The following is a 24,488-nucleotide window of genomic DNA, read 5'->3' as shown; positions in this document are numbered from 1 at the left end:
GTCATTCTGCTCAAGAGGGCACGGCATCGACTCGCCGCCGCAGCTGCCACATCGAGAGGATCAGCACCGACAGACCGATCCAGCCACTCCACTGTTGATGCAACAGGAAGCCTCCGGTGCCGAGCAGGCCACCAAACAACACACCACAGGCCAGCATGAAGCGCCGCAGCATGGCCGGCAACGACTCCATCGGCATGACGCCGAAGCGCTGGCGCAGGCGTGACCACCCGGGGCCCGGAGGACGCACCGTCCGCACAAACCGCTCCAAAACAGCATCCGATTCCGGCGGTGTGCTCAGCATCACCGTCAACCAGAGGACAGCGGAGAGGCCGGTGATCACCGCAATGCGAACCCCGTAATCCTCGATCCGAACCAGGGGCACCACCGAAGTGAACACCCCAACGAAAAAGCCGCAGAGCATCGCCGACAGCTCCGCGGCTGCATTCACGCGCCACCAGAACCAGCGCAGCACCAGAACCACACCGGGGCCGGACCCGATCGCGATCACCAGCCGAAACACCGTGCCGATGCTGTCGCTGATCAAAGCGGTGATCACCCCAAGAACGAGCAGCAGAACCGTGGTGAGTTGTCCCACCAGCAACAGCTCCCGCGAACCGGCAGAGGGGCGAACAAAGCGCTGATAGAGGTCGTGGGTGAGGTAGCTGGCTCCCCAGTTCACCGAGGTGCTCACGGTGCTCATGAACGCCGCCACCAAAGAGATCACCACCAAGCCGAGCGCCACCGGGGGCAGCAGTTGCACGGCCAGGGCGGGATAGCCGAGCTCAAGATCAGCGCCAGCCGGCAACAGCACCAGGGCCGCCAACGCGACCACGATCCAGAGCCAGCTGCGCACGAGGTAATTCACCACCAGAAACACCCAACCCGCCAGCCGCGCCTGCTGCTCATCGCGGGTGGCCAGCATGCGCTGGATGAACTCGCCACCCCCATCGCTGCGGCGGAAACTCCACCACTGCACAGCGATGTAGGCCGTGAACATCGGGATGCTGATGCCACTGCCCTGCAACCAGTGGAAGCCCGCGTCATCCCAGGTCCAGGGCACCAGGGACAGCATCTCCGGCCGCTGCAGTGCCTGCAGTTGTTCCAACAGCGCTGTCATCCCTCCTGCGGCATGGAGGGCAGCCGCGGCCACGGCCAGGGCACCCGCCAACGCCAGCACAAGCTGGACCAGATCGGTGACCACGACGGCCCAGAGCCCACCGGCCACGGTGTAACTCATCACAAGCAGAGCCACGACCATCAGGAGCCAGACCGTGTCCGTCAGTCCCAGTGCTGCGGGTTGACCCGACACCAGCCCCAGCGCTTCCACCACCTTGCGGAGGGCGAGGAAGGCATAGCCGATGCCGATGCAGTTCACCGGCACGGCCAGCAGGAAAGCCTTGATGCCGCGCAACCAAGCCGCCGCCGCTCCGCCATAGCGCAGCTCGGTGAAGGCGGCGTCGGTGAGCACACCGCTGCGGCGCCAGAGGGGTGCGAAGACAACAGCCATGGCCACGTGGGCCAAACCAAAGCTCCACCACTCCCAGTTGCCCGCCAGGCCGCGGGTACCAACCAGGCCGGCAACGTAAAGCGGCGTATCGATGGAGAAGGTGGTGGCCGCCATCGAGGCGCCGGCCAACCAACCGTTCAGACGACGGCCAGCCACGAAATAATCCGCCTCGCCGCTGTTGCGGCGGGCCAGCCACAACCCCAACACCAGGGTGAGAACGAGGTAAGCAGCGAGAAGCAGCCAATCGATCGCTGTCATGCGCAGACCCTGTTCCTCAGCAGTCTGCTGAGGAACAGGGCATCAGCCCACCCGTCAGCTGCCGGATGAATTGGGGGCCATCTGCTGACGCCGGAGCTGACCGCAGGCCGCATTTTGATCGAGCCCCCGGCTGGCCCTGAGGCTCACGGCAACACCGCGCCGCTCCAACACACGACGAAACGCCTCGATCCGCTGCGGCGTTGGTCGTTTGAACTCTTCCTCCTCAATCGGGTTGTAGGCGATCAGGTTCACGTGGCTCTGGAAACCACCAACGCGATCCGCCAGCTCTGCGGCATGCTCGGGCTGATCGTTGATTTCACCGAGCAGGATGTACTCAAAACTCACCCGCCGACCGGTCAATTCCAGATAGTGACGGCAATCCTCGAGCAAAGCCTCATAGGGGTAGGCATGGGCTGTGGGAATGAGCTCCTCGCGCAGCCGCTGGTTGGGGGCATGGAGGCTCACCGCCAGGGTGAACTGGGCGCGGCCCAGCCGCTGCATGGCCAGTTCCGCGAGTTGCGGCAAGGTTTTCGGAACACCCACCGTGCTGACGGTGATGCGCCGTTGGCCGATGCCGAGATCATCATTGAGGCAGCGGATCGCCTCCAGCACAGCGCTGCTGTTGAGCAGGGGCTCGCCCATGCCCATGAACACGATGTGGGAAGGACGACGGTCCATCGCCTCACGCACACTCAGCACCTGATCCACGATTTCGTGGGTCTGAAGTGAACGCTGCAACCCCCCTTTGCCGGTGGCACAGAAGCGGCAGGCCATGGGACAACCCACCTGGCTGGACACACAGACGGTGAGGCGTTGGTCGGTGGGAATCCCGACCGTTTCGATGGTTTCGCCGTCCTCGGTGGAGAGCAGCAATTTGGTGGTGGCATCCGTGGCCACCGAACGATGCACTTCCTTCAGCCGGCCCACATCAATGCCGCTCTCCAACAAGGTGGCACGCCAGGTCTTGGGGAAGACCGTGATGTCGGCCAGGGATCGAGCCCCCTTGGCATAGATCCAGTCATGCAGCTGACGGCCGCGGAACGGCTTCTGTCCCTGGGCGACGGCCCAGTCCTGCAGCTCGGCCGCGCTGCGACCCAGCAGAGCCTGGGTCACCAGATCAGCAGACCATGGCCAAGCTTGATCTCCACCGCCATCAGGGCGATGAAGCCAAGCATGGCCAGACGTCCATTCAGCCGCTCGGTATGGGTGTGGAACCCATATTTGGGCAGGCGTCTCTTGGGGATCTCAGTGGGCTCAAGCATGGAAGGGGCTGCAATGGTGAACGATTGAGCGGAGCTCATTCGTCAGAGAGCAGGCCCTCTTCCTGAAGACCCTCAACGGCTTCAGCATCGACCACCTGCTCTTCCTTCAGCTCATTGTCGGCGTCCGGACGGGTGAACGCGGCGAAATTGCTCGCCGAGGGGTCGATGTTGTGGCGGGTGCGGGTGGCCTCGAGATCGGCGTCACTAGGGTCATCCAGCACCGCACTGGCGCTGGCCGCAGGGGGCATGTCGACGGTGTAGTCGGGACGCAGGTTCTGCATGCGGCGGTAGCCGGCCGGGTCCTCCGAAAGGATGTCGGGGTGGGGGCCAGCCTCCTTCTGCAGCTCTTCTTCGAAGCCGCTGAAGCCGGTACCTGCGGGAATCAGGCGACCGATGATCACGTTCTCCTTGAGACCACGCAGCCAGTCGCTCTTGCCCTCGATGGCGGCTTCGGTGAGCACCCGGGTCGTCTCCTGGAAGGAGGCGGCGGAGATGAAGCTGTCGGTGTTGAGCGACGCCTTGGTGATACCCAGCAGCACCGGGGTGAACTCGGCGGGAGCGCCACCGGTGATCGCCATGGCCTGGTTGGTGTCTTCCACCTGACGCAGTTCGATCAGCTCACCTGGCAACAGGGTGGTGTCGCCGGCATCTTCGACCCGCACCTTGCTGGTCATCTGACGGACGATCACCTCGATGTGCTTGTCGTCAATCGAGACGCCTTGGGACTTGTAGACGTTCTGAACCTCAGTCACCAGACGGTGCTGCAGGTTGGCGATCGCCTCCTGGGCGGCCTCCATCAGAGGCTTGCGGCTGCGCAGATCTTCGAAGTAGCACTCGAGCAACTCGTGGGGGTTGATCGGGCCATCGGTCAGCAGTTCACCAGCGGTGACCTGTTGGCCATCGCTCACCATGATGTTGCGGCCGAGCAGGATCGGATATTCACCGATGGCGTCATCGGATTCGATCACGTTGACGGCAAGGGACTCGTCGTCTTCACCCTGCTTGATCTCAACGGTGCCGGGCTTCTTGCAGAGAATCGCGGATTCACGGGGGCGACGGGCCTCCAGCAATTCCTCGATTCGGGGCAGACCCTGAACGATGTCACCGGTCTTCTGGCGTTCGAACACCAGCAGGGCCAGGCCATCACCGCGCTGCACCAGATCTCCATCACGCACGTGCAGGACGGAGTCGGGCGACACCATGTAGGGACGTCCCAGACGGAGTGTGACGCTGTTGCCGCTGACGGCCTCGATCTCACCACAGCAGGTGGCGGTTTCGCCGTCGGCAAGGGCATCGCCATCGACAATCCGCTGACCGACGCTCACCACCGGCTTGCCGGAGGTGCTCAGGGTGGTGGTGTCTTCGGGGCGTTCCACGATCATCCGACGCACCGGGTCGGCTTCCGTGGCTTCAGGCAACTGCGCCAGACCGGCCTGCTTGCAGAGGATCTGGGTGGTGGCGACGACATCGCCAGCCTTCACAGACACGCCATCTTCGACCTGCAGCTCGGTGTGGGTTGAGCCGTGGCTGGAGTCGGACATGGTGTCGCGACGCACCAGGATCGACTCGAGGATCACAAGGCGCAGACGAGAAATAGTCTTGGCCCGCTTGTCGGGAGCCTTCTCGACATCCACCGTCATCTGCGGGGTGGTGTCGAAGGTCTCGAGCAGCAGCTGGGTCTTGAGCAGCTCCACACCTTCAACGGACTTGATCAGTTCGTTGTCCTTGAACGCCAGACGCTGGGTGGCCTTGATGCCGAGGTGAGGGCCATTGGCCTGCTTCACATGGGACAGCTCAGGCAGCTGGGCCTCGTTGGGAATGGTGTACTCCTCAACCGGACGCAGCAGCAGACCCTTGCCTTCGGGGGTCTCCACCGTCTGCACGTACTTCATCGTGTCAACGGACAGCCCCTTGGCGATGTCTTCGCCGGGGTTGACCATCTGGCCATCACCCTCGAAACGCTCCAGTGCCTTGGCATCGGTGCAGAGGTGGAACTCACCACTGCGGACGATGATTTCGCGCAGAATGTCGTTCTTCTGGGTGACGGTGACGATGCCCGCGGTCTGGCTGAAGATGTCTTTGACAACCTCGGTGCCGGCCTCGATCCACTGACCGTCGGTGATCATCAACAGGGAGATGTCCTTGTTGATTTCGTGGGTCTCCTGGGGGATCCAAAGCAGGGTGCCGCCCTTGTTGACCTCGTAACCGTTCTTGGCGGAACGGGCCTTCTTGATCGCCAGACCAGGGGCGAACTTCACCAAACCACCGGTGCCGGTGCGGAAGCGGTCATCCGCCAGTTCAGCGATGACCTCACCGGAACCGATCTTGCTGCCGGGGATGGTGTTGAGGCGGTAACGGGTGCCGTCTTTGGCCTCGAGGTTCCAGATCTCACCGGAGTGGGTGGACTCCTCCAGCAGCTTGAAGTCTTTGAGGGTCATCGCCGTGGTGACGATCTGCACCTCACGGGAATCACCGATGGAGTCGCGCAAGCGCACTTCACCGCCGTACTCACTCCGCTGGCTGGCTTCGGCCAGCACCTGACCCTCAGTGACCTGGGTCTCACTGGTGACCACGGGCTGAGCATTGGGCGGCAGGTTGTAGACGTCGCCGGAAAGCACCCACATGCGGCCAAGACGCTGGGCCTTCAGGGTGATGTTGCCCTGGCGGTCGGTGACCTCACGGGGCTGGATCGCCTCCTCGTAACGCACCTGGCCGGCCAGGTCGCAGATCACGTCCTTGGTGGCCTTCTCCACACTCTTCTTGACCGCACCAGCGGCGATCTGCGCCACGGTGACGTCGGCATCGATCTCAGCACCGTTGTCGACGAACAACAGGGAGCCGTTAGTGATCTCGATCTTCTGGGCCTTGCCCTTGCCGGACGGCTTGATCGTGAGGTTGAAATCAACCTCAGCCTGTTGGGCATTCACACCGTGGGGGGTGCGGTAGGGACGCACCCGCGCCTTGCTGCCGAACTCGACGGTGCCCGCCACCTTGGAGCGAACCACACCTGTTTCAGCGGTGGACACACCACCGGTGTGGAAGGTCCGCATGGTGAGCTGGGTTCCAGGCTCACCGATCGACTGGGCTGCAATGATGCCGACGGCTTCACCCAGGTCGACCAGTTCGTTGTGGGCCAGTGCCCAGCCGTAGCACTTGCGGCAAACGGAACGGTTGGCTTCACAGGTGAGCGGCGAACGCACACTCACGGCCTTGACACCAGCGGCCTCGAAGGACTTAGACAGCGGCGGATCGATTTCAGTGTCGCGCTCAGCCAGCACCTCGCCATCGGCATTCACCACCTGGGCGGCGGTCAGGCGACCCACAAGCCGGCTGCCGAATTTGCCGTCCTCGGCGTCCACCACGATGTGGCGGGTCGTGCCGCAGTCGTCCTCACGGACGATCACATCCTGGGCAACGTCCACCAGACGACGGGTGAGGTAACCGGAGTCGGCGGTGCGCAGCGCCGTATCCACCAGACCCTTCCGGGCGCCATAGGAGGAGATGACGTACTCGGTGACCGTCAGACCCTCACGGAAGTTGGTGCGGATCGGAAGGTCGATGATTTCACCCTGCGGGTTGGCCATCAGGCCGCGCATGCCCACCAGCTGACGCACCTGGGACATGTTTCCCCGGGCGCCGGAATTGGCCATCATCCACACCGAGTTCAGCGGTGCGTTCTCGTCAAAGTTCTTTTTGACAGCATCCACCAGACGCTCGTTGGTCTCGGTCCAGGTGTCGATCACCTTGGTGTGACGCTCCACCTCGGTGATTTCACCGAGGCGATAGCGTTCTTCGGTGGCCATGATCTGTTCCTCGGCCTGGCCCAGCAGATCCTTCTTCGCCTCGGGCACCTTGAGGTCGTCGACGGAGATCGACACAGCCGCCTGGGTGGCGTACTTGAAGCCGAGATCCTTGAGGTTGTCGGCCATGGCCGACGTCACCGCAGTGCCGTGGTTCTTGTAGGACCAGGCAACGAGCTGCTTGAGGGCCCGCTTGTCGATGACCTGGTTGCGGAACGGCGGTGGGGTCTTCGAGAGCGGACGCGATGCGCTCACGGGAGCCTCTTTGGCGGCCTTGGAGGCCTTACTGGATTTGGACTTGCGAGATTTCGAGGACGAGGTCATGACTGCGCGCGGATCAGGAGTTAAGGAGGAAGGACGTCTGGCTTGATTCAGGCGGCGGCCACCGCGTCGATGATCGTGTGATTCATCACCACGCGGCCCACAGTGGTGAGGATGTAGCGGCTAATCAGGGCACCGTCTTCATCGAAACGGTCGCGGCGGTAGCTCCACTCTTCGATGCGTGTCCCATCGCTGAGGGATTCGCTCTTGCTGGGCGCATCCAGCTCTTCATCGTCCTGAACTTCACCGTTGAAGCGGACCCACACCCAGTCGTGCAGACCGATCCGGTTGTCTTCAAAGGCGTGGATGACATCCTCCAGACCCGCGAACGTGCAGCTGCGATCGCCGAAGCCGGGCTTGGAGACACCGGGTTGCAGCGCCGTCAGGTAGTAGGAGCCGAGCACCATGTCCTGAGACGGGGTGATGATCGGCTCACCGGTCGCAGGCGACAGGATGTTGTTGCTGGCCAGCATCAGCATGCGGGCCTCGGTCTGCGCCTCGATGGCCAGGGGCACGTGAACGGCCATCTGGTCACCGTCAAAGTCAGCGTTGAAGGCTGGGCAGACGAGGGGGTGCAGCTGAATGGCACGGCCATCCACCAGCTTGGGTTCGAAGGCCTGAATGCCGAGACGGTGCAGGGTTGGAGCACGGTTCAGCAGGATCGGGTGACCGTCGATCACCTCTTGCAGCACCTGCATCACTTCATCGTCGGCCCGCTGAATCAGCTTCTTGGCCGCCTTGATGTTGTTAACGATGTTCTGGCGGATCAGGCGGTGGATCACGAAGGGCTGAAACAGCTCGATCGCCATCTCCTTGGGCAGACCGCACTGGTGCATCTTCAGCTTCGGACCCACCACGATCACTGAACGACCGGAGTAGTCGACCCGCTTACCAAGGAGGTTCTGACGGAAGCGGCCCTGCTTGCCTTCAATGATGTCGCTCAGTGATTTGAGCGGACGGTTGTTGGCACCCACGACGGTGCGACCGCGACGGCCGTTGTCGATCAGGGCGTCGACGGCCTCCTGCAGCATCCGCTTCTCGTTGCGGACGATGATTTCAGGGGCCAGGATTTCCTGGAGCCTCGCCAGACGGTTGTTGCGATTGATCACCCGCCGGTAGAGATCGTTGAGATCGCTGGTGGCGAAGCGACCACCATCGAGCTGCACCATCGGGCGCAGGTCGGGCGGAATCACCGGGATCACATCCAGCACCATCCACTCTGGACGAGCGTTGGTGGCGATGAAGTTGTCGATCACGCGCAGACGCTTGATCAACTTGGCGCGCTTCTGACCCTTGCTGCCGTTGATCTCCTCACGCAGCTGCTCAGCCACTTCATCGAGGGTGAGGTCTTCCAGCAGTTGCTTGAGGGCCTCGGCACCGATTCCCACCACGGGCTCGTTCTCGATCTCGGAATCTTCGGCGTAGATCTCGTCTTCAATTTCCAGCCACTCGTCTTCGGTGAGCAGCTGCTTGTACTTCAGGTCCTTGTGGTCGCCGGGATCCAGCACCACGTAGCAGTTGAAGTAGACGATCTGCTCCACATCCCGCAGGGGCATGTCCAGCAGGATGGCGACGTAGCTGGGGATCCCCTTCAGGTACCAGACGTGGGAGACGGGGGCCGCCAGCTTGATGAAACCCATGCGGTGACGACGCACGCGGCTCTCGGTGACCTCCACACCGCAGCGTTCACAAACGATGCCCCGGTGACGCACCCGCTTGTACTTGCCGCAGTGGCATTCCCAGTCTTTGGACGGGCCAAAGATCTTTTCGCAGAACAGCCCGTCCATCTCGGGCTTGAGGGTGCGGTAGTTGATGGTCTCCGGCTTAGTGACCTCACCGACCACCTGGCCGTTGGGCAGGGTGCGCTGTCCCCACTCCATCACCCGATCGGGTGAGGCGAGGGTGATCTTGACGTAATCGAAGTGGTTCTCGGTGCGGAGGTTGCTGTTGGTCATTGACGGTTAAGGAAGAAGGAGCGGGGAATCGGTTCGTTCGTTGATCCGTCAGTCCTCGTCGTAATCCGCGACGCCGAGGGATTCGTAGGTGGGCCTGCTGGGGGTGCTGCGACGTGGGTTCACGTCCTGCATCAGATCCACTTCCTTGCCTTCGTCGGTGTAGACGGCGATGTCCAGACCCAGGGACTGAAGCTCGCGCATCAGCACCTTGAAGGATTCCGGTGTACCCGGGCGGGGAATCGGCTTGCCCTTGACGATGGCGTTGAGGGCCTCGTTGCGGCCCTGCATGTCGTCGGACTTGACCGTGAGAAGTTCCTGCAGGGTGTATGCGGCGCCATAGGCCTCGAGGGCCCACACCTCCATCTCACCCAGGCGCTGACCACCTTGCTGTGCCTTACCGCCCAGGGGCTGCTGGGTGACCAGGGAGTAGGGGCCGGTGGAACGGGCGTGAATCTTGTCGTCCACCAGGTGAACCAGCTTGAGGAAGTGGGAGTAACCCACGGCCACGGGCTGATCGAAGGGCAGACCGGTGCGGCCATCCCTCAGCTGCAGCTTGCCGGGATCCTCAGGGTCGTACACCCAACCCTTGCCGGGCTGCTTGGCGGCTTCCTTGAGGAAGGTCTCGACGGTCTGCTGGGACTTCTCAGCACCGTGCATCTCATCGAAGGGAACGATGCGCACGCGGCAATCCAGGTTGGACGCGGCCCAACCCATCAGCAGCTCGAACACCTGACCCACATTCATCCGGCTCGGCACACCCAGGGGGTTGAGCACGATGTCGACCGGGGTGCCGTCGGGCAGATAGGGCATGTCCTCCCGAGGAAGGATGCGGCTGATGATGCCCTTGTTGCCGTGGCGGCCAGCCATCTTGTCGCCGACCTGGATCTTGCGGCGCTGGGCCACATACACCCGCACCACCATGTTGGCGCCGGGGGGCAGCTCATCACCCTGTTCACGGGTGTAGATGCGCACATCCACAACGCGGCCACGCTCGGTGCCGGGCACCCGCAGGGAGTTGTCGCGCACGTCGCGCGCCTTCTCACCGAAGATCGCGCGCAGCAGCTTCTCTTCCGGCGGCTGATCGGATTCGCCCTTGGGCGTCACCTTGCCCACAAGGATGTCGCCGCTTTCAACGAAAGCGCCCACGCGGATGATGCCCATCTCGTCGAGGTTGCCAAGGCTTTCCTCCGCGACGTTGGGAATTTCGCGGGTGATCTCTTCAGGTCCGAGCTTGGTCTGACGTGCTTCGATCTCGTACTTCTCGATGTGAACCGAGGTGTAGAGGTCGTCGGTAACCAGACGCTCGCTGACCAGCAGCGCGTCCTCGTAGTTGTAACCCTCCCAGGGCATGTAAGCGATCAGAACGTTCTGACCCAGAGCGATCTCACCGCCTTCACAGGCGGAACCATCCGCCATCACCTGGCCGACGATCACCGGATCGCCGCAGCGGACGATCGGGCGCTGGTTCAGGCAGGTGTCCTGGTTGGAGCGCTGATACTTCTGCAGGAAGTGGGTGTGGTCGTTGCCGTCCTCGTCCTGAACAACGATGGCGTTGGCATCCACATAGGTCACGGTGCCATTCACCCGGGAGATCGGGACCATGCCGGAGTCGCGGGCCACCTGGGTTTCCAGGCCGGTGCCCACCAGGGCACGCTCAGGACGCAGCAACGGCACAGCCTGACGCTGCATGTTGGAGCCCATCAGGGCGCGGTTGGCGTCGTCGTGCTCCAGGAAGGGGATCAGGGACGTTGCCACGGAGATCACCTGCACCGGTGACAGAGCGACGTAGTCGACCTGCTCAGGGGGGACTTTCTCGAAGTCCTGGCGGTAACGCACAGGAATCAGATCCGCCGAGATCCGGCCGTCGTCCTCGGTGGCCACGTCACCAGGGGCGACGCGCACTTCGTCTTCCCGGTCGGCAGACAGGTAGATCGGATCGCCGTCCTTCAGAACGACACCGTTCTCCACCTTCCAGAAAGGCGTTTCGATGAAGCCGTATTCGTTGACCCGGGCGTGGGTGGCCAGGGAGTTGATCAGACCGGCGTTGGGGCCTTCCGGCGTCTCAATCGGGCAGAGACGGCCGTAGTGGGAGGGATGAATGTCGCGGACGGCGAAGCCGGCACGCTCACGGGTGAGACCGCCGGGTCCAAGGGCCGAGATGCGGCGCTTGTGGGTGAGCTCAGCCAGAGGGTTGGTCTGGTCCATGAACTGGCTCAGCTGGCTGGAGCCGAAGAACTCCTTGATCGCCGCCACCAGGGGCTTGGGGTTCACCAACTGGGCCGGGGTCAGCGAATCGGTTTCGCCGACGGTCATCCGTTCCTTGATGATCCGCTCAAGACGGTTCAGACCGACCCGAACCTGGTTCTGCAGGAGTTCGCCCACGGAACGCACTCGGCGGTTGCCGAGGTGATCGATGTCGTCGAGGCTGGCGCCGCCGACATCCAGTTCCAGGTTGATCAGGTAATCGAGGGTGGAGAGCACGTCCTCATGGGTGAGGGTGCGCACCGTGTCGGGGATGGTGAGGCGCAGCTTCTTGTTGATCTTGTAGCGGCCGACCCGACCGAGGTCGTAGCGCTTGGGATCGAAGAAACGGGTCTGCAGCAGCTGCTGACCGCCACTCACTGAGGGGGGTTCACCCGGACGGAGTTTCTTGTAGAGCTCAAGCAGCGCTTGGTCTTCCGAACTGATGCCCTCGTCGTTGGCGGCATCAATCGACTTCTTGTAGAACTCGGGGTGACGCAGCTTGTCGAGCACGTCGTTGTCAGACAGACCCATGGCACGCATGAGCACGTGCGCGTTGATCTTGCGGGTCTTGTCCACACGAACGTGGAGCAGGTCGTTCTTATCTGTCTCAAACTTCAGCCAGGCACCCCGGTTGGGGATGACGCTGGCGTTGTAGGTGCGCCGGCCGTTCTTGTCCATTTCATCCTTGAAATAGACACCGGGGCTGCGCACGATCTGGTTCACGATCACGCGCTCAGCGCCGTTGATGATGAAGGTGCCGCGCTCGGTCATCAGCGGCAGTTCGCCGATGAAGACCTCCTGCTCCTTGATCTCACCGGTCTCCTTGTTGACCAGGCGGCAGGTCACATACATCTGTGACGCGAAGGTCGCATCACGGCGCTTGGCCTCTTCCACATCGTGGCGGGGGCGCTTCAGGCGGTACTCGCTACCGATGAAGTGCAGCTCCAGCTTGCCGGTGTAATCCGTGATCGGAGAGAAGCTTTCCAGCTCCTCGATCAGACCTTGATCCAAAAACCACTTAAAGCTGGCCCGCTGCACCTCCACCAGATCAGGGAGGTAGGTGGCGGTCTTGGCGACCTGAATCGCGCTGCTGCTCATGCGGGGACCGGCAGAGAGGACGAAGGGACTGGGGAGGACTGGATTGGCGGCAGAAGCTCACCTGACAGGACGATTAGACACAACAGCGGCACCGACGGTTTCCAGGAAGGAACCGACAGCGCCGCTGCTGCTGTTCAGAAATCGCGGGTCAGATCAGCTGACGACGACAAGTGCACCGGAAGGAAATGGACGCTTCAGGCACCACACACAAGACGGAATCCTGCGCATGGCCAGGCCAATACAACATCTTACATATGGACTCGACACCCTTGAAACTCCGGTTAAGGGAGTCCGAACAAACGCCGGGCGTTGGCGGTGCTGCTGCAGGCCACGCTGTCGAGATCCACGCCGCGCAGCTCAGCAACCCGCGTGGCAACGGACGCCACGAAGGCCGGCTCATTGCGCTTGCCGCGGCGGGGCACAGGGGCAAGGAAAGGGCAATCGGTTTCCACCAGGAAACGATCCTCCGGCACCTGACGGGCGCAGTCGTGGGTGGGCTCTGCCTTGGGGAAGGTGACGGTGCCGCTGAAGCTGATGTAGAAACCGAGCTCCAGGAACTGGTGCATTTCATCGGGGGTGCCGCCCCAGCAATGCATCACCCCTCCGGGGCAACGGCCCTGCGCCTTGCGGGCCCGCAGTTCCTCCAGCATCGGCTCGGCGGCATCCCGGCAGTGAATGATCACCGGCAGGTTCAACTCCACCGCCAGGTCCAATTGAGGGCGCAGCACAGCAAGCTGCTCCTCGAGATTCTTGTCTCGGAAGAGATCGAGGCCGAGTTCGCCGATGGCGACCACCCGATCGTCTTCCAGGGCTGACCGGCGCAGTACCACCACCGTGTCATCCCGCCAATGCTCGGTGTCCAATGGATGGACGCCGACGGAATAGCGCATTTCCGGGAATCGATCCGCCAGGGCGCGGATCGCCGGGATTTCGGAGGGTTCGACGCAGGCATGCAGCAGTGCACCAACCCCAGCCTCACGCCAGCGTGAGGCCACCTCATCGAGGTCGTCGTCAAAGTTGCGGAAGACGATGTGACAGTGGCTGTCAATCAACGTCGGGGTGGGGGACACAGCTGGGCCGAAACGCGCTTTCGGCCCATTCTGCCGGTTGAAACCGAATCAGCTGGCGGGCTCGAGCACCTTGCGCACGGCCGCACTGAGGCGGGACTTCTGGTTGGCACCGTTGTTGCGGTGCAGCACACCCACCTTCACGGCCTTGTCGATCTTGCTGAAGGCGGCACGCATGGAGGTCTGCACGCTGGCCTTGGCTTCATCACCAGGGGTGGCGCTGTAGGCGTCACAAGCGGCGAAGCAGCGCTTCATCAGGGTGCGCATCGACGACTTGTAGGTGCGGTTGCGCAGACGGTTGCGCTCAGCAATCTCAATCCGCTTCTTGGCTGACTTGTTATTGGCCACTGAGGCTTCAACGTTGCGAACAATCCAGCACCTTACTCCTTGACAGGACCCCCTTCCCTGGGTTGTGGAGTCCTAACTTGACCGAACTCTCCCACTGTTCCTTTGTCTGTGAGCCAGCCGGCCGTTGCTCCCCTTCGCATCGTGCGGGATCTGGACCGGGCCCAGACGGAGCTGAAACGGTTGTCGAGCCGCACCACACAAACCCAGCAGGGTGAAGCCCGTGAGCGGGTTGAAGCCATTCTCAAAGCGGTGCGCGACCGCGGTGATGCCGCCATTGCCGACTTCACCGAACGGTTCGATGGCTTCCGGCCCGAACCAATGGCGGTGTCCCCCGAAGCCCTCGAACAGGCCTGGACGTCGCTGCCGACCAACCTGCGGGATGCCCTGGAGCTGGCCCATCGCCGCATCACCGACTTCCACCAACGCCAACGTCCCGCCGATCTGGCGGTGACGGGCCCCCACGGCGAACAGCTTGGGCGGCGCTGGCGGCCGGTGGAGCGGGCAGGTCTCTACGTGCCCGGAGGACGGGCGGCTTACCCCAGCACCGTGCTGATGAATGCGGTGCCAGCCCGGGTCGCCGGCGTCAAAGACGTGGTGATCTGTTCCCCCGCCGGACGTGATGGTGCGGTGAACCCCGTGGTGCTGGCAGCGGCCCACCTGGCCGGCGTGAAAACGGTGTTCCGCCTCGGAGGTGCTCAGGCTGTTGCCGCCATGGCCTACGGCAGCGAGAGCGTGCCCAAGGTGGACGTGATCAGTGGCCCCGGAAACCTCTACGTCACCCTTGCGAAACAGGCGGTGTACGGCCAGGTGGCCATCGATTCCCTGGCGGGACCAAGCGAAGTGCTGGTGATCGCAGACCACTCCGCCAAGCCCGATCAGGTGGCAGCGGATCTGTTGGCGCAGGCGGAGCACGACCCCCTGGCGGCGGCGGTGCTGATTACCACCGACCCTGCACTGGCCGACGGGATCAACGCCGCAGTGGCCGAACAGCTGGCCGATCACCCCCGCCAGGAGATCTGCGAAGCCGCTCTGCGGGACTGGGGGCTGGTGGTGGTCTGCGGCGACCTCGAGAGCTGTGCCCGCCTGAGCGACAGCTTCGCCCCAGAACACCTGGAGCTGCTAGTGGAGCGGCCCGAACCCCTGGCGGATCGCATTCAGAACGCCGGCGCCATTTTCCTGGGCCCCTGGTCTCCAGAAGCAGTGGGGGATTACCTGGCAGGCCCGAACCACACATTGCCCACCTGTGGAGCCGCACGCTTCAGCGGGGCCCTGAGTGTTGAGACCTTCATGCGCCACACCTCGCTGATCGGTTTCAACCGGGCTGCCCTGGAAGCAACGGGTTCAGCTGTGCAGGAGCTGGCCACCAGTGAAGGCCTGCACAGCCACGCTGAATCGGTGCGGCGGCGCCTCAGCTGAGGCGCTTTTCCAGGCTGCGGACACCGGCAACACCATCGGTGATCTCGCCGACCAGCACCTCATCGGTGATGTTGACGAACAGGCCGTTCTCCAGCACACCGGGAATGTTGTTGATCGTCTGCTCCAGGGCCACTGGATCGCTAATGCCACCGTTGAGCTTGGCGTCCAGAATCAGGTTGCCCTGATCGGTAACCACAGGGCCGGCCTTGCGCTGGGCCATGCGCAGCTCAGCGCTGCCCCCGAGGGCTTCCAGCTGCTGCTTCACCTGGCGCCAGGCCCAGGGAAGCACTTCCACCGGCAGCAGAAAGCCGAGGTTGAGACGGTCCACCAGTTTGGTGGAGTCCACCACCACCACAAACCGATCCGCCCGTGCCGCCACGAGTTTCTCCTGCACGTGGCAGGCGCCACCACCCTTGATCAATTGGAAGCCAGGGTCGACTTCGTCGGCACCATCGATGGCCAGATCAATCCGGCTGACGGCGTTGAGGCTGAGCAGGGGAATGTTGAGCTCAGCGGCCAGCACCTCTCCTTGGAAGGACGTGGTGACACCGACGATGTCTTTGAGTTCTCCGCTGGCGAGCTTGGCCCCCAGGCCCTGAATCATCAGGGCGGCGGTGGAGCCTGAACCCAGGCCCAGCACCATGCCGTCCTTGATCTGTTCCACGGCGGCATCAGCCACCGCCTGCTTCATCTGGGTCTGTAAATCAGCCATCGGGTCACGTACTTTGGGCGCGACCGTAGCAAGGGGTTTCAGGCCATCCCAGGCAGGGGCTCCGGTTTGACGGACAGGGTGAGCTCGCGGCCGGCCCGCAGCACTTTCAGAGGCAGAGGAACATCAATGGCGGCGGCATCCACCACCTCGAGCAGCGCCTGAGGATCGGCAATGTCGCGCTCATCCACCGTGATCAACAGATCGCCGCGGCGCAGTCCTGCTTTTTCAGCCGGGCCATCGGGCAGCACGGCTTGCACCAGGGCACCGCTGCGTTCCGGCAGCTGCACAAGGGCATTGGGGTCCTTGTTGTGCTCGCGCGCGATGCGCGGTGTGAGGGCCACCAGTTGCAGACCGATGTAGGGGTGCACCACTTCACCCTGCTTCTGGAGCTGATCAGCCACCCGGCGGGCCAGGTTGATCGGGATGGCAAAACCGAGGCCGGCCCCAGGGCCCGACCGCACCAAGGTGTTGATGCCAATCACCTGGCCATGGCCGTTCACCAACGGCCCACCGGAATTGCCCGGGTTGATGGCGGCGTCGGTCTGAATCAGTTCCAGCCGTTTGTCGGCGAAGCCAAGGCTGTTGATGTTGCGGTGCAGGCTGCTGACGATGCCCAGGGTCACCGTGCGTTCCAATCCGAACGGGGTGCCGAGGGCGATCGCCCAATCGCCCACCTGCATGGCTTCCGAATCACCAAGGGGAGCCCGTGGCGGCAGTTGATCGCCCTCGAGACGCACCAGGGCCAGGTCTGTCACCGCATCGGTGCCCACCACCCGTCCATCCCGCTGTTCCCCGTCGGCCAGGGTGACGCTGACGGACTCCACCCGATCCACCACATGGGCATTGGTGAGCACAAGGCCCTTGGCATCGATCACCACACCAGAACCTTGCCCCCGTTCCCGCTCCGGACCTGCCGGAGGGTTCCCCAGCAGGTCCCGCAGCAGGGGATCAAGCAGCGTGGGGTCAAACGGCTGACGTTCCACAGTGCGCTCGGTGTCGATCCGAACAACCGCCGGCGCCACCCGCTGAACGGCATCGGCCACAAAGCTGTGCTCCAGGGCCTGCGCTGAGTCGCCTTCACCGACCAGAACCGCTACGGCCATCAGAACGGCCAGGAGTTGACGCAGGGCGTACCGCAACACAAGACCTCTCATTGCCTTCTTTTTATCGGATCCAGCCGGAGAAACGGGCCCTGGTCCAAATCGATTGCAATCTCAGAACCTCCATTGCGATGCGCGGTCGAGCTTGGACATTCCAGCGAACAAACCAGCAAACGCAGTTTTCGCATGCGTGCACTTCTGGCTTCAGCGGCAGCTCTGCTTGCCCTGGCTGGCCCGGTTGCCCTCACCCCTCAAGCCTCCGCGGAGAGCACAACGCTCAAGGCGGTGATCTTTTAGGAGGTCAAGCCGCTGTATCAAAAAACAGATGCCGGCTACGAAGGCCTCGGGGTTGACGTTCTTGAACAGATCCGGATCCAGGCCAAGCGCCGCAAGGTGGACTACCGGGTGGCCAAGTCGGTGAACGACGACCGCGGCGCCGTGATCACCGGCAAAGCCGACATCGCCTGCGGCGTGGCCTTCACCTGGGGCCGCTCCACACAGGTCACTTACAGCCTTCCCTTCGACATCGGTGGCACCCGTCTGCTGATGGCCAGCGACCGCTACGGCAGCTTCAACCTCGGCAATCTCAAGGATCTGTCGCTGGTGGAATCCACCCACACCAAGCAGTTCCGTCGGCTCATGACTGACAGGACCAGCGGCGTGGATACCTGCCACAAGAGCTGCGAGTACTTCGGCCTCTGCGGCGGGGGCAACGGCAGCAACAAATTCTGGGAACACGGCACCCTCGCCTCCAGCGAAACCAACGCCTGCCACTTCGGCACTCAGATCCCGACGCAAGTGCTGTTGGAGCGCTTTGAAGAAGGTCCTCCCCTGACGTCTTTCACATCCAATTGATCAAATCCCCGATGCGCTCCATTGCTGTTCTGCCGGCCCTGGGCCTGCTGCTGCTTCCTATTCAGGCCCAGGGCGCCTGCAGATTCCTCACGCCAGTGGGCGGCGGCGACCCGATTGTGAAAAAGGTGGAGCGTCCCAAGGGATTGATCGGCAAAGCCATCGGCCGCACCAACTGGAACACGGATTTCGTTGTGGATCAGCCCTACCGCAGTTTCAAGCTGTTTTTCACCGCTGACTCCAGCGATCCCAGCAGCTACCCCATTCAAGCTTTCCTCAAATTCAGCGACGGCAGCAACCGCAAGGTGGCCGATGAACAACTGCAGCCGCCCGTGGGCACCGGCCGGATGTTCGGCCCCTTCCAGCAGGAGCTGGGCAAGAGCATCAGCCAGGTGAATTTCAGGATCGGCGCCAATAAGGATCCACAGGCCACTGGATTCAGTTACCGCATTTCCGTTCAGGGCTGCCACTGATCGCACAACGGCTCTTGAATCCACTGCTTAAGGTCAGCCCGTTTTGTGGGCTTCACTCTTGAGCGAATCCGCCGCTTCACAACGCTGTGAGCTCTGCCAGGTCGTGATCGAAGACCGCCCTGGCCTTTCCGATGTGGTGACGTTCAGCAATGGCCCCCAGGGCAGCCGCAGCAAACTCTGGAGCCGCGTCTGCCAGTACGTGACAGATCCGGAGCGTCGACGCCTCTGCATCAATCAGGATTCCGACGGGCGCGGCGCTGAACAGCCGGGCGACGCCTTTCCCGATGCACCGGCCATCGATCTGGGCAACAGCTGACGGCGGGCAGACGGTCCCGTACATTGAAGGTGTGTCCGACGGGCATCTCCCTGCGGGAGATCGGTCACAACTGAAATGCACGTCGGGCCGACGTCCGCCCTCAGTTCGCGTTGCCTCATCCTCTGCTTCCGGATCTCGAAACGCTGGTCACCGATCTGGCCGCCAGCAAAGGCTTTGCCCTTTGCGGCATTCAGCTGCTCACCCACATGAGCCCGATGACCCTGGAAGTGCAGATCCGCCACAGCAGTGGAGCGGATGTGAGCCTTGATGACTGCGCCGGTTTCAGTGGCGTGCTGGGGGATGCTCTTGAGGCCTCCACCCTGCTCACTGACGCGTATGTTCTGGAGATCAGCAGTCCCGGCATCGGCGACCAGCTGTCCAGCGATCGCGACTTTGAAACCTTCCGTGGGTTCCCCGTGGAGATTCATCACCGCGACAAGGACGACAGCGAGCAACGCCTGGAGGGCCTCTTGCTCGAACGCGACGCCGACACGCTGCAGATCAACATTCGCGGACGAATCAAACGGATTCCCCGGGATTGCGTGATCGGTGTCCGCCTCACGAGTCCAGGCAGCTGAACCCAGCGTTCACACCCCTGCAACCGCTTCTTTCTTTTCCCCTAACCCAACGCGATGGCTCTCGTCCTGCTTCCCGGTCTCAGCAACCTGATCGACGACATCAGCGAAGAGAAGAAGCTGCCGCCCCAGGTGGTGGAGGCGGCCCTGCGGGAGGCCCTGCTGAAGGGCTATGAGCGCTACCGGCGCACCCTGTACATCGGCATCAGCGAAGACCCCTTTGATGAGGAGTACTTCAGCAACTTTGACGTTGGCCTCGACCTTGAGGAGGAGGGCTACCGAGTTCTCGCCAGCAAGATCATTGTTGATGAGGTGGAGAGCGAAGATCACCAGATCGCGATCGCCGAGGTGATGCAGGTGGCCGATGACGCCCAGGTGGGCGACACGGTGGTGCTGGATGTCACCCCAGAGAAAGAGGACTTCGGCCGGATGGCCGCCGCCACCACCAAGCAGGTGCTGGCCCAGAAGCTACGGGATCAGCAGCGCCGCATGATCCAGGAGGAATTCGCTGATCTGGAGGATCCGGTGCTGACGGCCCGGGTGATCCGCTTCGAGCGCCAGTCGGTGATCATGGCGGTCAGCTCAGGCCTGGGCCGTCCGGAAGTGGAGGCCGAACTCCCCCGGCGCGATCAACTGCCCAACGACAACTACCGCGCCAACGCCACCTTCAAGGTGTTCCTGAAAGAGGTGAGCGAAGTGCCCCGCCGGGGACCACAGCTGTTTGTCAGCCGCTCCAATGCCGGTTTGGTGGTCTACCTGTTCGAGAACGAAGTTCCCGAAATTCAGGAAGGGTCCGTTCGGATCGTGGCCGTTGCCCGTGAGGCCAATCCCCCCTCCCGTTCCGTGGGCCCCCGCACCAAGGTGGCCGTCGACAGCAACGAACGCGAGGTGGATCCCGTCGGCGCCTGCATCGGCGCCCGCGGCTCCCGCATTCAGCAGGTGGTGAACGAACTGCGTGGAGAAAAAATCGACGTGATCCGCTGGTCGCAGGATCCGGGCCAGTACATCGCCAACTCCCTCAGCCCCGCTCGGGTGGAAATGGTGCGCCTGGTGGATCCCGTGGGCCAGCACGCCCATGTGCTGGTGCCCCCCGATCAGCTGAGCCTGGCCATCGGCCGCGAAGGCCAAAACGTTCGTTTGGCCGCCCGACTCACCGGCTGGAAGATCGACATCAAGAACTCCACCGAATACGACCAAGAGGCAGAGGATGCCGTGGTGGCAGAGCTGATCTCCCAGCGGGAGGAGGAGGAAGCCCTCCAGCAGCAAGCCGAAGAACGACTGGCCGCCGAACAGGCCGCTCGGGCGGAAGAGGATGCACGCCTACGTGAGCTGTATCCGCTGCCCGAAGACGAAGAGGAGTACGGCGAGGAGCAGGCCGAGCAGGAGTTCTCTGAGGAGGAGCCCGCTGAGGTGGAAGCAGGCAGCGAACCCGAGTTCGAGGCCGAGGCTGAAACAACGGGCGCAGCGGCTGAGGCCGATGCCGAGCCCGATCAGGAGCAGGTCCGGTGAGTGACCGCCCCGTCCTGCGTCGCTGCGTGGCCTGCCGCCAGCTCTTGGATCGCCGCCAACTCTGGAGGGTGATCCGCGACCATCAGGACGGAGTTCTCCTCGATAAGGGGATGGGCCGTTCGGCCTATCTCTGCCGCGAGGAGAACTGCCTTGAGGAGGCGACCCGTCACAAGCGTCTGCAGAAAGCCCTGCGTTGTCAGGTGCCCGAAACAGTGCTTGCGGTGTTGAAACAGCGGCTTAACCAAAGCGTTGGTGAATCCGCTGAGGCAGACTGAACATTGGCCCCACCTTGTGCGAGGCCACCGCGGCATTCCATGCCCGGACCGATCGGAGACCCGAACTGAATGACCAGCAGCGGCAAAGTCAGAATTTACGAGCTTTCCAAGGACCTCGGCCTTGAGAACAAGGACGTGCTGGATGCGGCTGAAAAGCTGTCGATCGCTGCGAAGAGCCACAGCAGCTCGATCAGTGACGCTGAAGCCGGAAAGATCCGTTCGCTCCTCGGCAAAGGCGGGAATGGTGCGAAACCCGCTGGCGCGGCCCCTGCCAAGCCCGCATCTGGCAAGGCCATCCTCTCGGTGAAGAAAGCGGCCCCCGCCGCGCCAAGCAAGCCCGCCCCAACGGTGAGCAAACCGGTCGCCAAGCCCGTGGTCGCCAAACCGCAGGCGGCCCCGAAGCCTCCCGCAGCGGCCACGCCCAAACCGGTCATCAGCAAGCCAGCGGCTGCACCGGTGAAAGCCTCAGCAGCACCGGCGCGGCCCGCCGCTCCTCAGAAACCCCCCGCAGCCCCGGCGCGGCCGACGGCGGCAAAACCCGTTCCACGACCTGCCGCGGCTAAGCCGCAGGTTGTCAGCAAGCCGGCTGCAGGAAAACCGGAACTGGTGAGCAAGCCCAAGGCTGCTGCCAAACCCACGGCACCCACGCCGCGACCCACACCGGCTCGCCCGACGCCGCGACCTGCAGGGGCTGGAAGTCCAGCACGACCCACCCCTGGCCAGGGGCAGCCCAAGCCACAGATCATCCGCGCAGGCGCTCCATCTAGGCCCGGCGCACCCACCCGGGCCGGTGCCCCCACAAAGCCTGGTGCACCCTCACGGCCCACTCCGAGGCCTGAACTGGTGGGCAAACCCGTGCCCCGCCGTCCGGCAGGCACTGGCGTGCCTCAACGCCAGGGCAGTCCAAGCCGCCCAGGAGCCCCCACCCGACAGGGTCGCCCCGGGATGCCTCCCCGCAGCGGCAACACCCTGGAACTGGTCGGCAAGCCGATTCGTCGCGACGGCAGTAGTACAGGTAGCGGCCGTCCTGGTGCACCCACCCGCCCGGGAGCTCCTGGACGTCCCGGCATGCCTGCTGGAATGCGCAAACCGGTGGCTCCCGGTGAGCTCATGCAGCTGCAGAAGCCTGGCGGCAGGCCAGCAGCGCCGGCACCCCGCCGTCCGGATGCACCCACCAAAGCCGGTGCAGGTGCAGGAACGGCCACCCAGCCCGTGGCTCGTCCGAATGCCCCCTCAGCGCCCCGCCGTCCCAGCTTCCGTCCGGGTGGCCCTGGTGGCCAGCGGCGGCCTGGCCGTCCCGACTGGGATGACAGCGCACGGCTCGATGCTCTGCGCAGCCGCTCGCCGCAGAAGCAGCGCCAGAAGGTGCATATCATCGGTGAAAACGATGATTCCCTGGCGGCACAGACCGGCGGCTTCGCCGGCGAACAGGAGAACATGGTTCTCTCGGCGAGCCTGGCTCGTCCCGCCAAGCCCAAGTCGCAGCAGCGCACCGCACCCAAGCCGGTGGCGGCGATGCGCAAGCGCAAGAAGGAAACCGCCCGCCAGCGTCAGCGCCGGCGTGCCATGGAGCTGCGGGCAGCTCGGGAAGCCAAGCAGGTGCGTCCCGAAATGATCGTGGTGCCGGAGGACAACCTCACGGTGCAAGAACTGGCGGACATGCTGAGCGTCGAAAGCTCAGAGATCATCAAATCCCTGTTCTTCAAAGGGATCATCGCCACGGTCACCCAGACCCTGGACATGCCCACGATCGAGGCCGTTGCCGACGAATTCGGCGTGCCGGTGCTGCAGGACGACGTGGAGGAGGCGGCCAAGAAGACCGTCGAAATGATTGAAGAGGCCGACAAGGCTCACCTGATCCGACGTCCGCCCGTGGTCACCGTCATGGGCCACGTCGACCACGGCAAAACCAGCCTGCTGGATGCCATCCGTCAGGCCCGCGTCGCTGCGGGTGAGGCCGGCGGCATCACCCAGCACATCGGTGCGTATCAGGTTGAGATCGAGCACAACAACGAGCAGCGCAAGCTCACCTTCCTGGACACTCCGGGCCACGAAGCCTTCACGGCCATGCGAGCCCGCGGCACCAAGGTGACCGACGTGGCTGTACTGGTGGTGGCTGCTGATGACGGCGTCCGCCCCCAGACCCTGGAAGCCATCAGCCACGCCCGGGCCGCTGAAGTGCCGATCGTGGTGGCGATCAACAAGATCGACAAGGAAGGCTCATCGCCCGAGCGGGTAAAGCAGGAGCTGTCTGAGCAGAACCTGCTGGCGGAAGACTGGGGCGGCGATGTGGTGATGGTGCCGGTGAGCGCCATCAAGGGCGAAAACATCGACAAGCTGCTGGAGATGCTGCTGCTGGTCACCGAAGTCGAAGACCTCCAGGCCAACCCGGATCGTCTGGCCCGCGGCACCGTGATCGAGGCCCACCTCGACAAGGCCAAAGGCCCTGTGGCCACCCTGCTGGTGCAGAACGGCACCCTCAAGACCGGCGACGTCGTCGCCGCTGGTCCGGTGCTGGGCAAGGTCCGCGCCATGGTGGACGACAACCGTCAACGCCTCAAGGAAGCGGGCCCCTCCTTTGCTGTGGAGGCCCTGGGCTTCAGCGAGGTGCCCACCGCCGGTGACGAGTTCGAGGTGTACCCCGACGAGAAATCGGCCCGGGCCGTGGTGGGCGATCGCGCCTCCGATGCCCGCGCCACCCGTCTTGCTCAGCAGATGGCGTCACGACGCGTCTCGCTCACGGCCATGTCCGGCCAGGCCAATGACGGTGAGCTGAAGGAACTCAACCTGATTCTCAAGGCCGACGTTCAAGGCTCCGTGGAAGCCATCCTCGGATCGCTCGAGCAGCTGCCCAAGGATGAGGTTCAGGTGCGGGTGCTGCTGTCGGCACCTGGCGAGATCACCGAAACTGACGTCGACCTTGCCGCCGCCTCCGGCGCGGTGATCGTGGGCTTCAACACTTCCATGGCCTCCGGCGCCAAGAAAGCGGCGGATGCCACCGGGGTGGATGTGCGCGACTACGACGTGATCTACAAGCTGCTGGAAGACATCCAGTTGGCGATGGAAGGTCTGCTGGAGCCGGAACTGGTGGAAGAAGCCCTGGGCGAAGCCGAGGTGCGCGCCGTCTTCACCATCGGCAAGAGCGCCGTTGCTGGCTGTTATGTCACCACCGGCAAGCTGCATCGCAACTGCCGGGTGCGGGTGCACCGCGGAAAACAGGTGGTCTACGAGGGCGACCTCGACTCCCTGCGTCGCAACAAGGACGACGTCAAGGAAGTGGCCACGGGCTTCGAATGCGGTGTCGGCACCGATCGGTTCGCCAACTGGGAAGAGGGCGATCGCATTGAAGCCTTCAAGATGGTCACCCAACGCCGCAAACTCACCACCTGACCCCGCAAGC

18 protein-coding genes are annotated in these 24,488 nt (G+C 63.4%); 8 read left to right on the top strand and 10 right to left on the bottom strand.

From position 1 onward, the window contains the following. Positions 1–10: 10 nt before the first annotated feature. The 8 genes from DXY33_RS04260 to rpsT all read right to left on the bottom strand — a co-directional run bounded on the left by DXY33_RS04260 (position 11) and on the right by rpsT (position 13,860). Positions 11–1,765, bottom strand: a complete 1,755-nt coding sequence (locus tag DXY33_RS04260; protein WP_115131867.1) for a sodium:solute symporter family protein — start codon at positions 1,763–1,765, stop codon at positions 11–13. A gap of 54 nt (positions 1,766–1,819) precedes the next feature. Then, complete coding sequence (rlmN, locus tag DXY33_RS04255) at positions 1,820–2,878, bottom strand: 23S rRNA (adenine(2503)-C(2))-methyltransferase RlmN (protein WP_115131866.1); 1,059 nt, start codon at positions 2,876–2,878, stop codon at positions 1,820–1,822. After that, entirely contained in the window at positions 2,875–3,027 is a 153-nt protein-coding gene (locus DXY33_RS04250) for a hypothetical protein (RefSeq protein WP_006850847.1), read from the bottom strand. Before DXY33_RS04250 ends, rlmN begins: the two co-directional genes overlap by 4 nt. Before the next feature lie 35 nt (positions 3,028–3,062). Further along, a complete protein-coding gene (locus tag DXY33_RS04245; RefSeq protein ID WP_115131865.1) occupies positions 3,063–7,151 on the bottom strand; it encodes a DNA-directed RNA polymerase subunit beta' in 4,089 nt (1,362 codons plus the stop codon). 47 nt (positions 7,152–7,198) lie between these two features. After that, a complete protein-coding gene (locus tag DXY33_RS04240) occupies positions 7,199–9,103 on the bottom strand; it encodes a DNA-directed RNA polymerase subunit gamma (RefSeq protein ID WP_115131864.1) in 1,905 nt (634 codons plus the stop codon). A gap of 48 nt (positions 9,104–9,151) precedes the next feature. After that, on the bottom strand, positions 9,152–12,445 hold the full coding sequence (gene rpoB, locus DXY33_RS04235; protein ID WP_038553495.1) for a DNA-directed RNA polymerase subunit beta: 3,294 nt from the start codon (positions 12,443–12,445) through the stop codon (positions 9,152–9,154). 281 nt (positions 12,446–12,726) lie between these two features. After that, complete coding sequence (locus DXY33_RS04230; protein WP_115131863.1) at positions 12,727–13,515, bottom strand: TatD family hydrolase; 789 nt, start codon at positions 13,513–13,515, stop codon at positions 12,727–12,729. 48 nt (positions 13,516–13,563) lie between these two features. Continuing rightward, positions 13,564–13,860 (bottom strand): 30S ribosomal protein S20, encoded by a 297-nt coding sequence (rpsT, locus tag DXY33_RS04225; protein ID WP_011365018.1) that lies wholly within the window; start codon positions 13,858–13,860, stop codon positions 13,564–13,566. 108 nt (positions 13,861–13,968) lie between these two features. On the opposite strand from rpsT, the gene hisD reads away from it, so the two are divergent. Next, the gene (hisD, locus tag DXY33_RS04220; RefSeq protein ID WP_115131862.1) at positions 13,969–15,276 is read left to right on the top strand and encodes a histidinol dehydrogenase; all 1,308 of its coding nucleotides are present in this window, start codon (positions 13,969–13,971) and stop codon (positions 15,274–15,276) included. Here the strand turns inward: hisD and rpiA are convergent. Beyond that, positions 15,269–15,988 (bottom strand): ribose-5-phosphate isomerase RpiA, encoded by a 720-nt coding sequence (gene rpiA, locus DXY33_RS04215; protein ID WP_115131861.1) that lies wholly within the window; start codon positions 15,986–15,988, stop codon positions 15,269–15,271. The genes hisD and rpiA overlap by 8 nt on opposite strands. Positions 15,989–16,026: 38 nt before the next feature. Continuing rightward, a complete protein-coding gene (locus tag DXY33_RS04210; protein ID WP_115131923.1) occupies positions 16,027–17,091 on the bottom strand; it encodes a trypsin-like peptidase domain-containing protein in 1,065 nt (354 codons plus the stop codon). Positions 17,092–17,481: 390 nt separating this feature from the next. Here DXY33_RS04210 and DXY33_RS04205 point away from each other — a divergent pair, with 390 nt between their 5' ends. From DXY33_RS04205 to infB, 7 genes are all read left to right on the top strand, one after another. Further along, positions 17,482–17,943, top strand: a complete 462-nt coding sequence (locus DXY33_RS04205; protein WP_371634553.1) for a hypothetical protein — start codon at positions 17,482–17,484, stop codon at positions 17,941–17,943. A gap of 11 nt (positions 17,944–17,954) precedes the next feature. Beyond that, a complete protein-coding gene (locus DXY33_RS04200) occupies positions 17,955–18,413 on the top strand; it encodes a hypothetical protein (protein ID WP_115131922.1) in 459 nt (152 codons plus the stop codon). A 58-nt stretch (positions 18,414–18,471) separates the two neighbouring features. Then, positions 18,472–18,729: a hypothetical protein gene (locus tag DXY33_RS04195; protein WP_115131921.1), complete on the top strand. Its 258-nt coding sequence runs from the start codon at positions 18,472–18,474 to the stop codon at positions 18,727–18,729. Positions 18,730–18,839: 110 nt separating this feature from the next. Then, positions 18,840–19,307 carry a ribosome maturation factor RimP gene (rimP, locus tag DXY33_RS04190; RefSeq protein WP_115131859.1) on the top strand — a complete coding sequence of 156 codons (468 nt, stop codon included), beginning with the start codon at positions 18,840–18,842 and terminating at the stop codon, positions 19,305–19,307. A 54-nt stretch (positions 19,308–19,361) separates the two neighbouring features. After that, positions 19,362–20,813: a transcription termination factor NusA gene (gene nusA, locus DXY33_RS04185; RefSeq protein WP_115131858.1), complete on the top strand. Its 1,452-nt coding sequence runs from the start codon at positions 19,362–19,364 to the stop codon at positions 20,811–20,813. After that, positions 20,810–21,088, top strand: coding sequence for a YlxR family protein (locus DXY33_RS04180; protein WP_115131857.1), 279 nt, complete (start codon positions 20,810–20,812; stop codon positions 21,086–21,088). The genes nusA and DXY33_RS04180 overlap by 4 nt, the downstream gene beginning before the upstream one ends. A 69-nt stretch (positions 21,089–21,157) precedes the next feature. After that, the gene (gene infB / locus DXY33_RS04175) at positions 21,158–24,478 is read left to right on the top strand and encodes a translation initiation factor IF-2 (RefSeq protein WP_115131856.1); all 3,321 of its coding nucleotides are present in this window, start codon (positions 21,158–21,160) and stop codon (positions 24,476–24,478) included. Positions 24,479–24,488: the final 10 nt, after the last annotated feature.

Source organism: Synechococcus sp. N26, assembly GCF_900473975.1.
Lineage (GTDB): Bacteria > Cyanobacteriota > Cyanobacteriia > PCC-6307 > Cyanobiaceae > Parasynechococcus.
Note: the sequence above shows the minus strand (reverse complement) of the source record. Positions and strands in the feature narration are given on the sequence as shown.

What these genes read in the sequence shown, in the direction of transcription:
- DXY33_RS04200 (WP_115131922.1), top strand. Translation starts at nt 17,955, where the DNA reads ATGCGCTCCATTGCTGTTCTGCCGGCCCTGGGCCTGCTGCTGCTTCCT.
- DXY33_RS04240 (WP_115131864.1), bottom strand. Translation starts at nt 9,103, where the DNA reads ATGACCAACAGCAACCTCCGCACCGAGAACCACTTCGATTACGTCAAG.
- DXY33_RS04245 (WP_115131865.1), bottom strand. Translation starts at nt 7,151, where the DNA reads ATGACCTCGTCCTCGAAATCTCGCAAGTCCAAATCCAGTAAGGCCTCC.
- DXY33_RS04250 (WP_006850847.1), bottom strand. Translation starts at nt 3,027, where the DNA reads ATGCTTGAGCCCACTGAGATCCCCAAGAGACGCCTGCCCAAATATGGG.
- infB (WP_115131856.1), top strand. Translation starts at nt 21,158, where the DNA reads ATGACCAGCAGCGGCAAAGTCAGAATTTACGAGCTTTCCAAGGACCTC.
- DXY33_RS04260 (WP_115131867.1), bottom strand. Translation starts at nt 1,765, where the DNA reads ATGACAGCGATCGATTGGCTGCTTCTCGCTGCTTACCTCGTTCTCACC.
- rpiA (WP_115131861.1), bottom strand. Translation starts at nt 15,988, where the DNA reads ATGGCTGATTTACAGACCCAGATGAAGCAGGCGGTGGCTGATGCCGCC.
- nusA (WP_115131858.1), top strand. Translation starts at nt 19,362, where the DNA reads ATGGCTCTCGTCCTGCTTCCCGGTCTCAGCAACCTGATCGACGACATC.
- rpoB (WP_038553495.1), bottom strand. Translation starts at nt 12,445, where the DNA reads ATGAGCAGCAGCGCGATTCAGGTCGCCAAGACCGCCACCTACCTCCCT.
- DXY33_RS04210 (WP_115131923.1), bottom strand. Translation starts at nt 17,091, where the DNA reads ATGGCCGTAGCGGTTCTGGTCGGTGAAGGCGACTCAGCGCAGGCCCTG.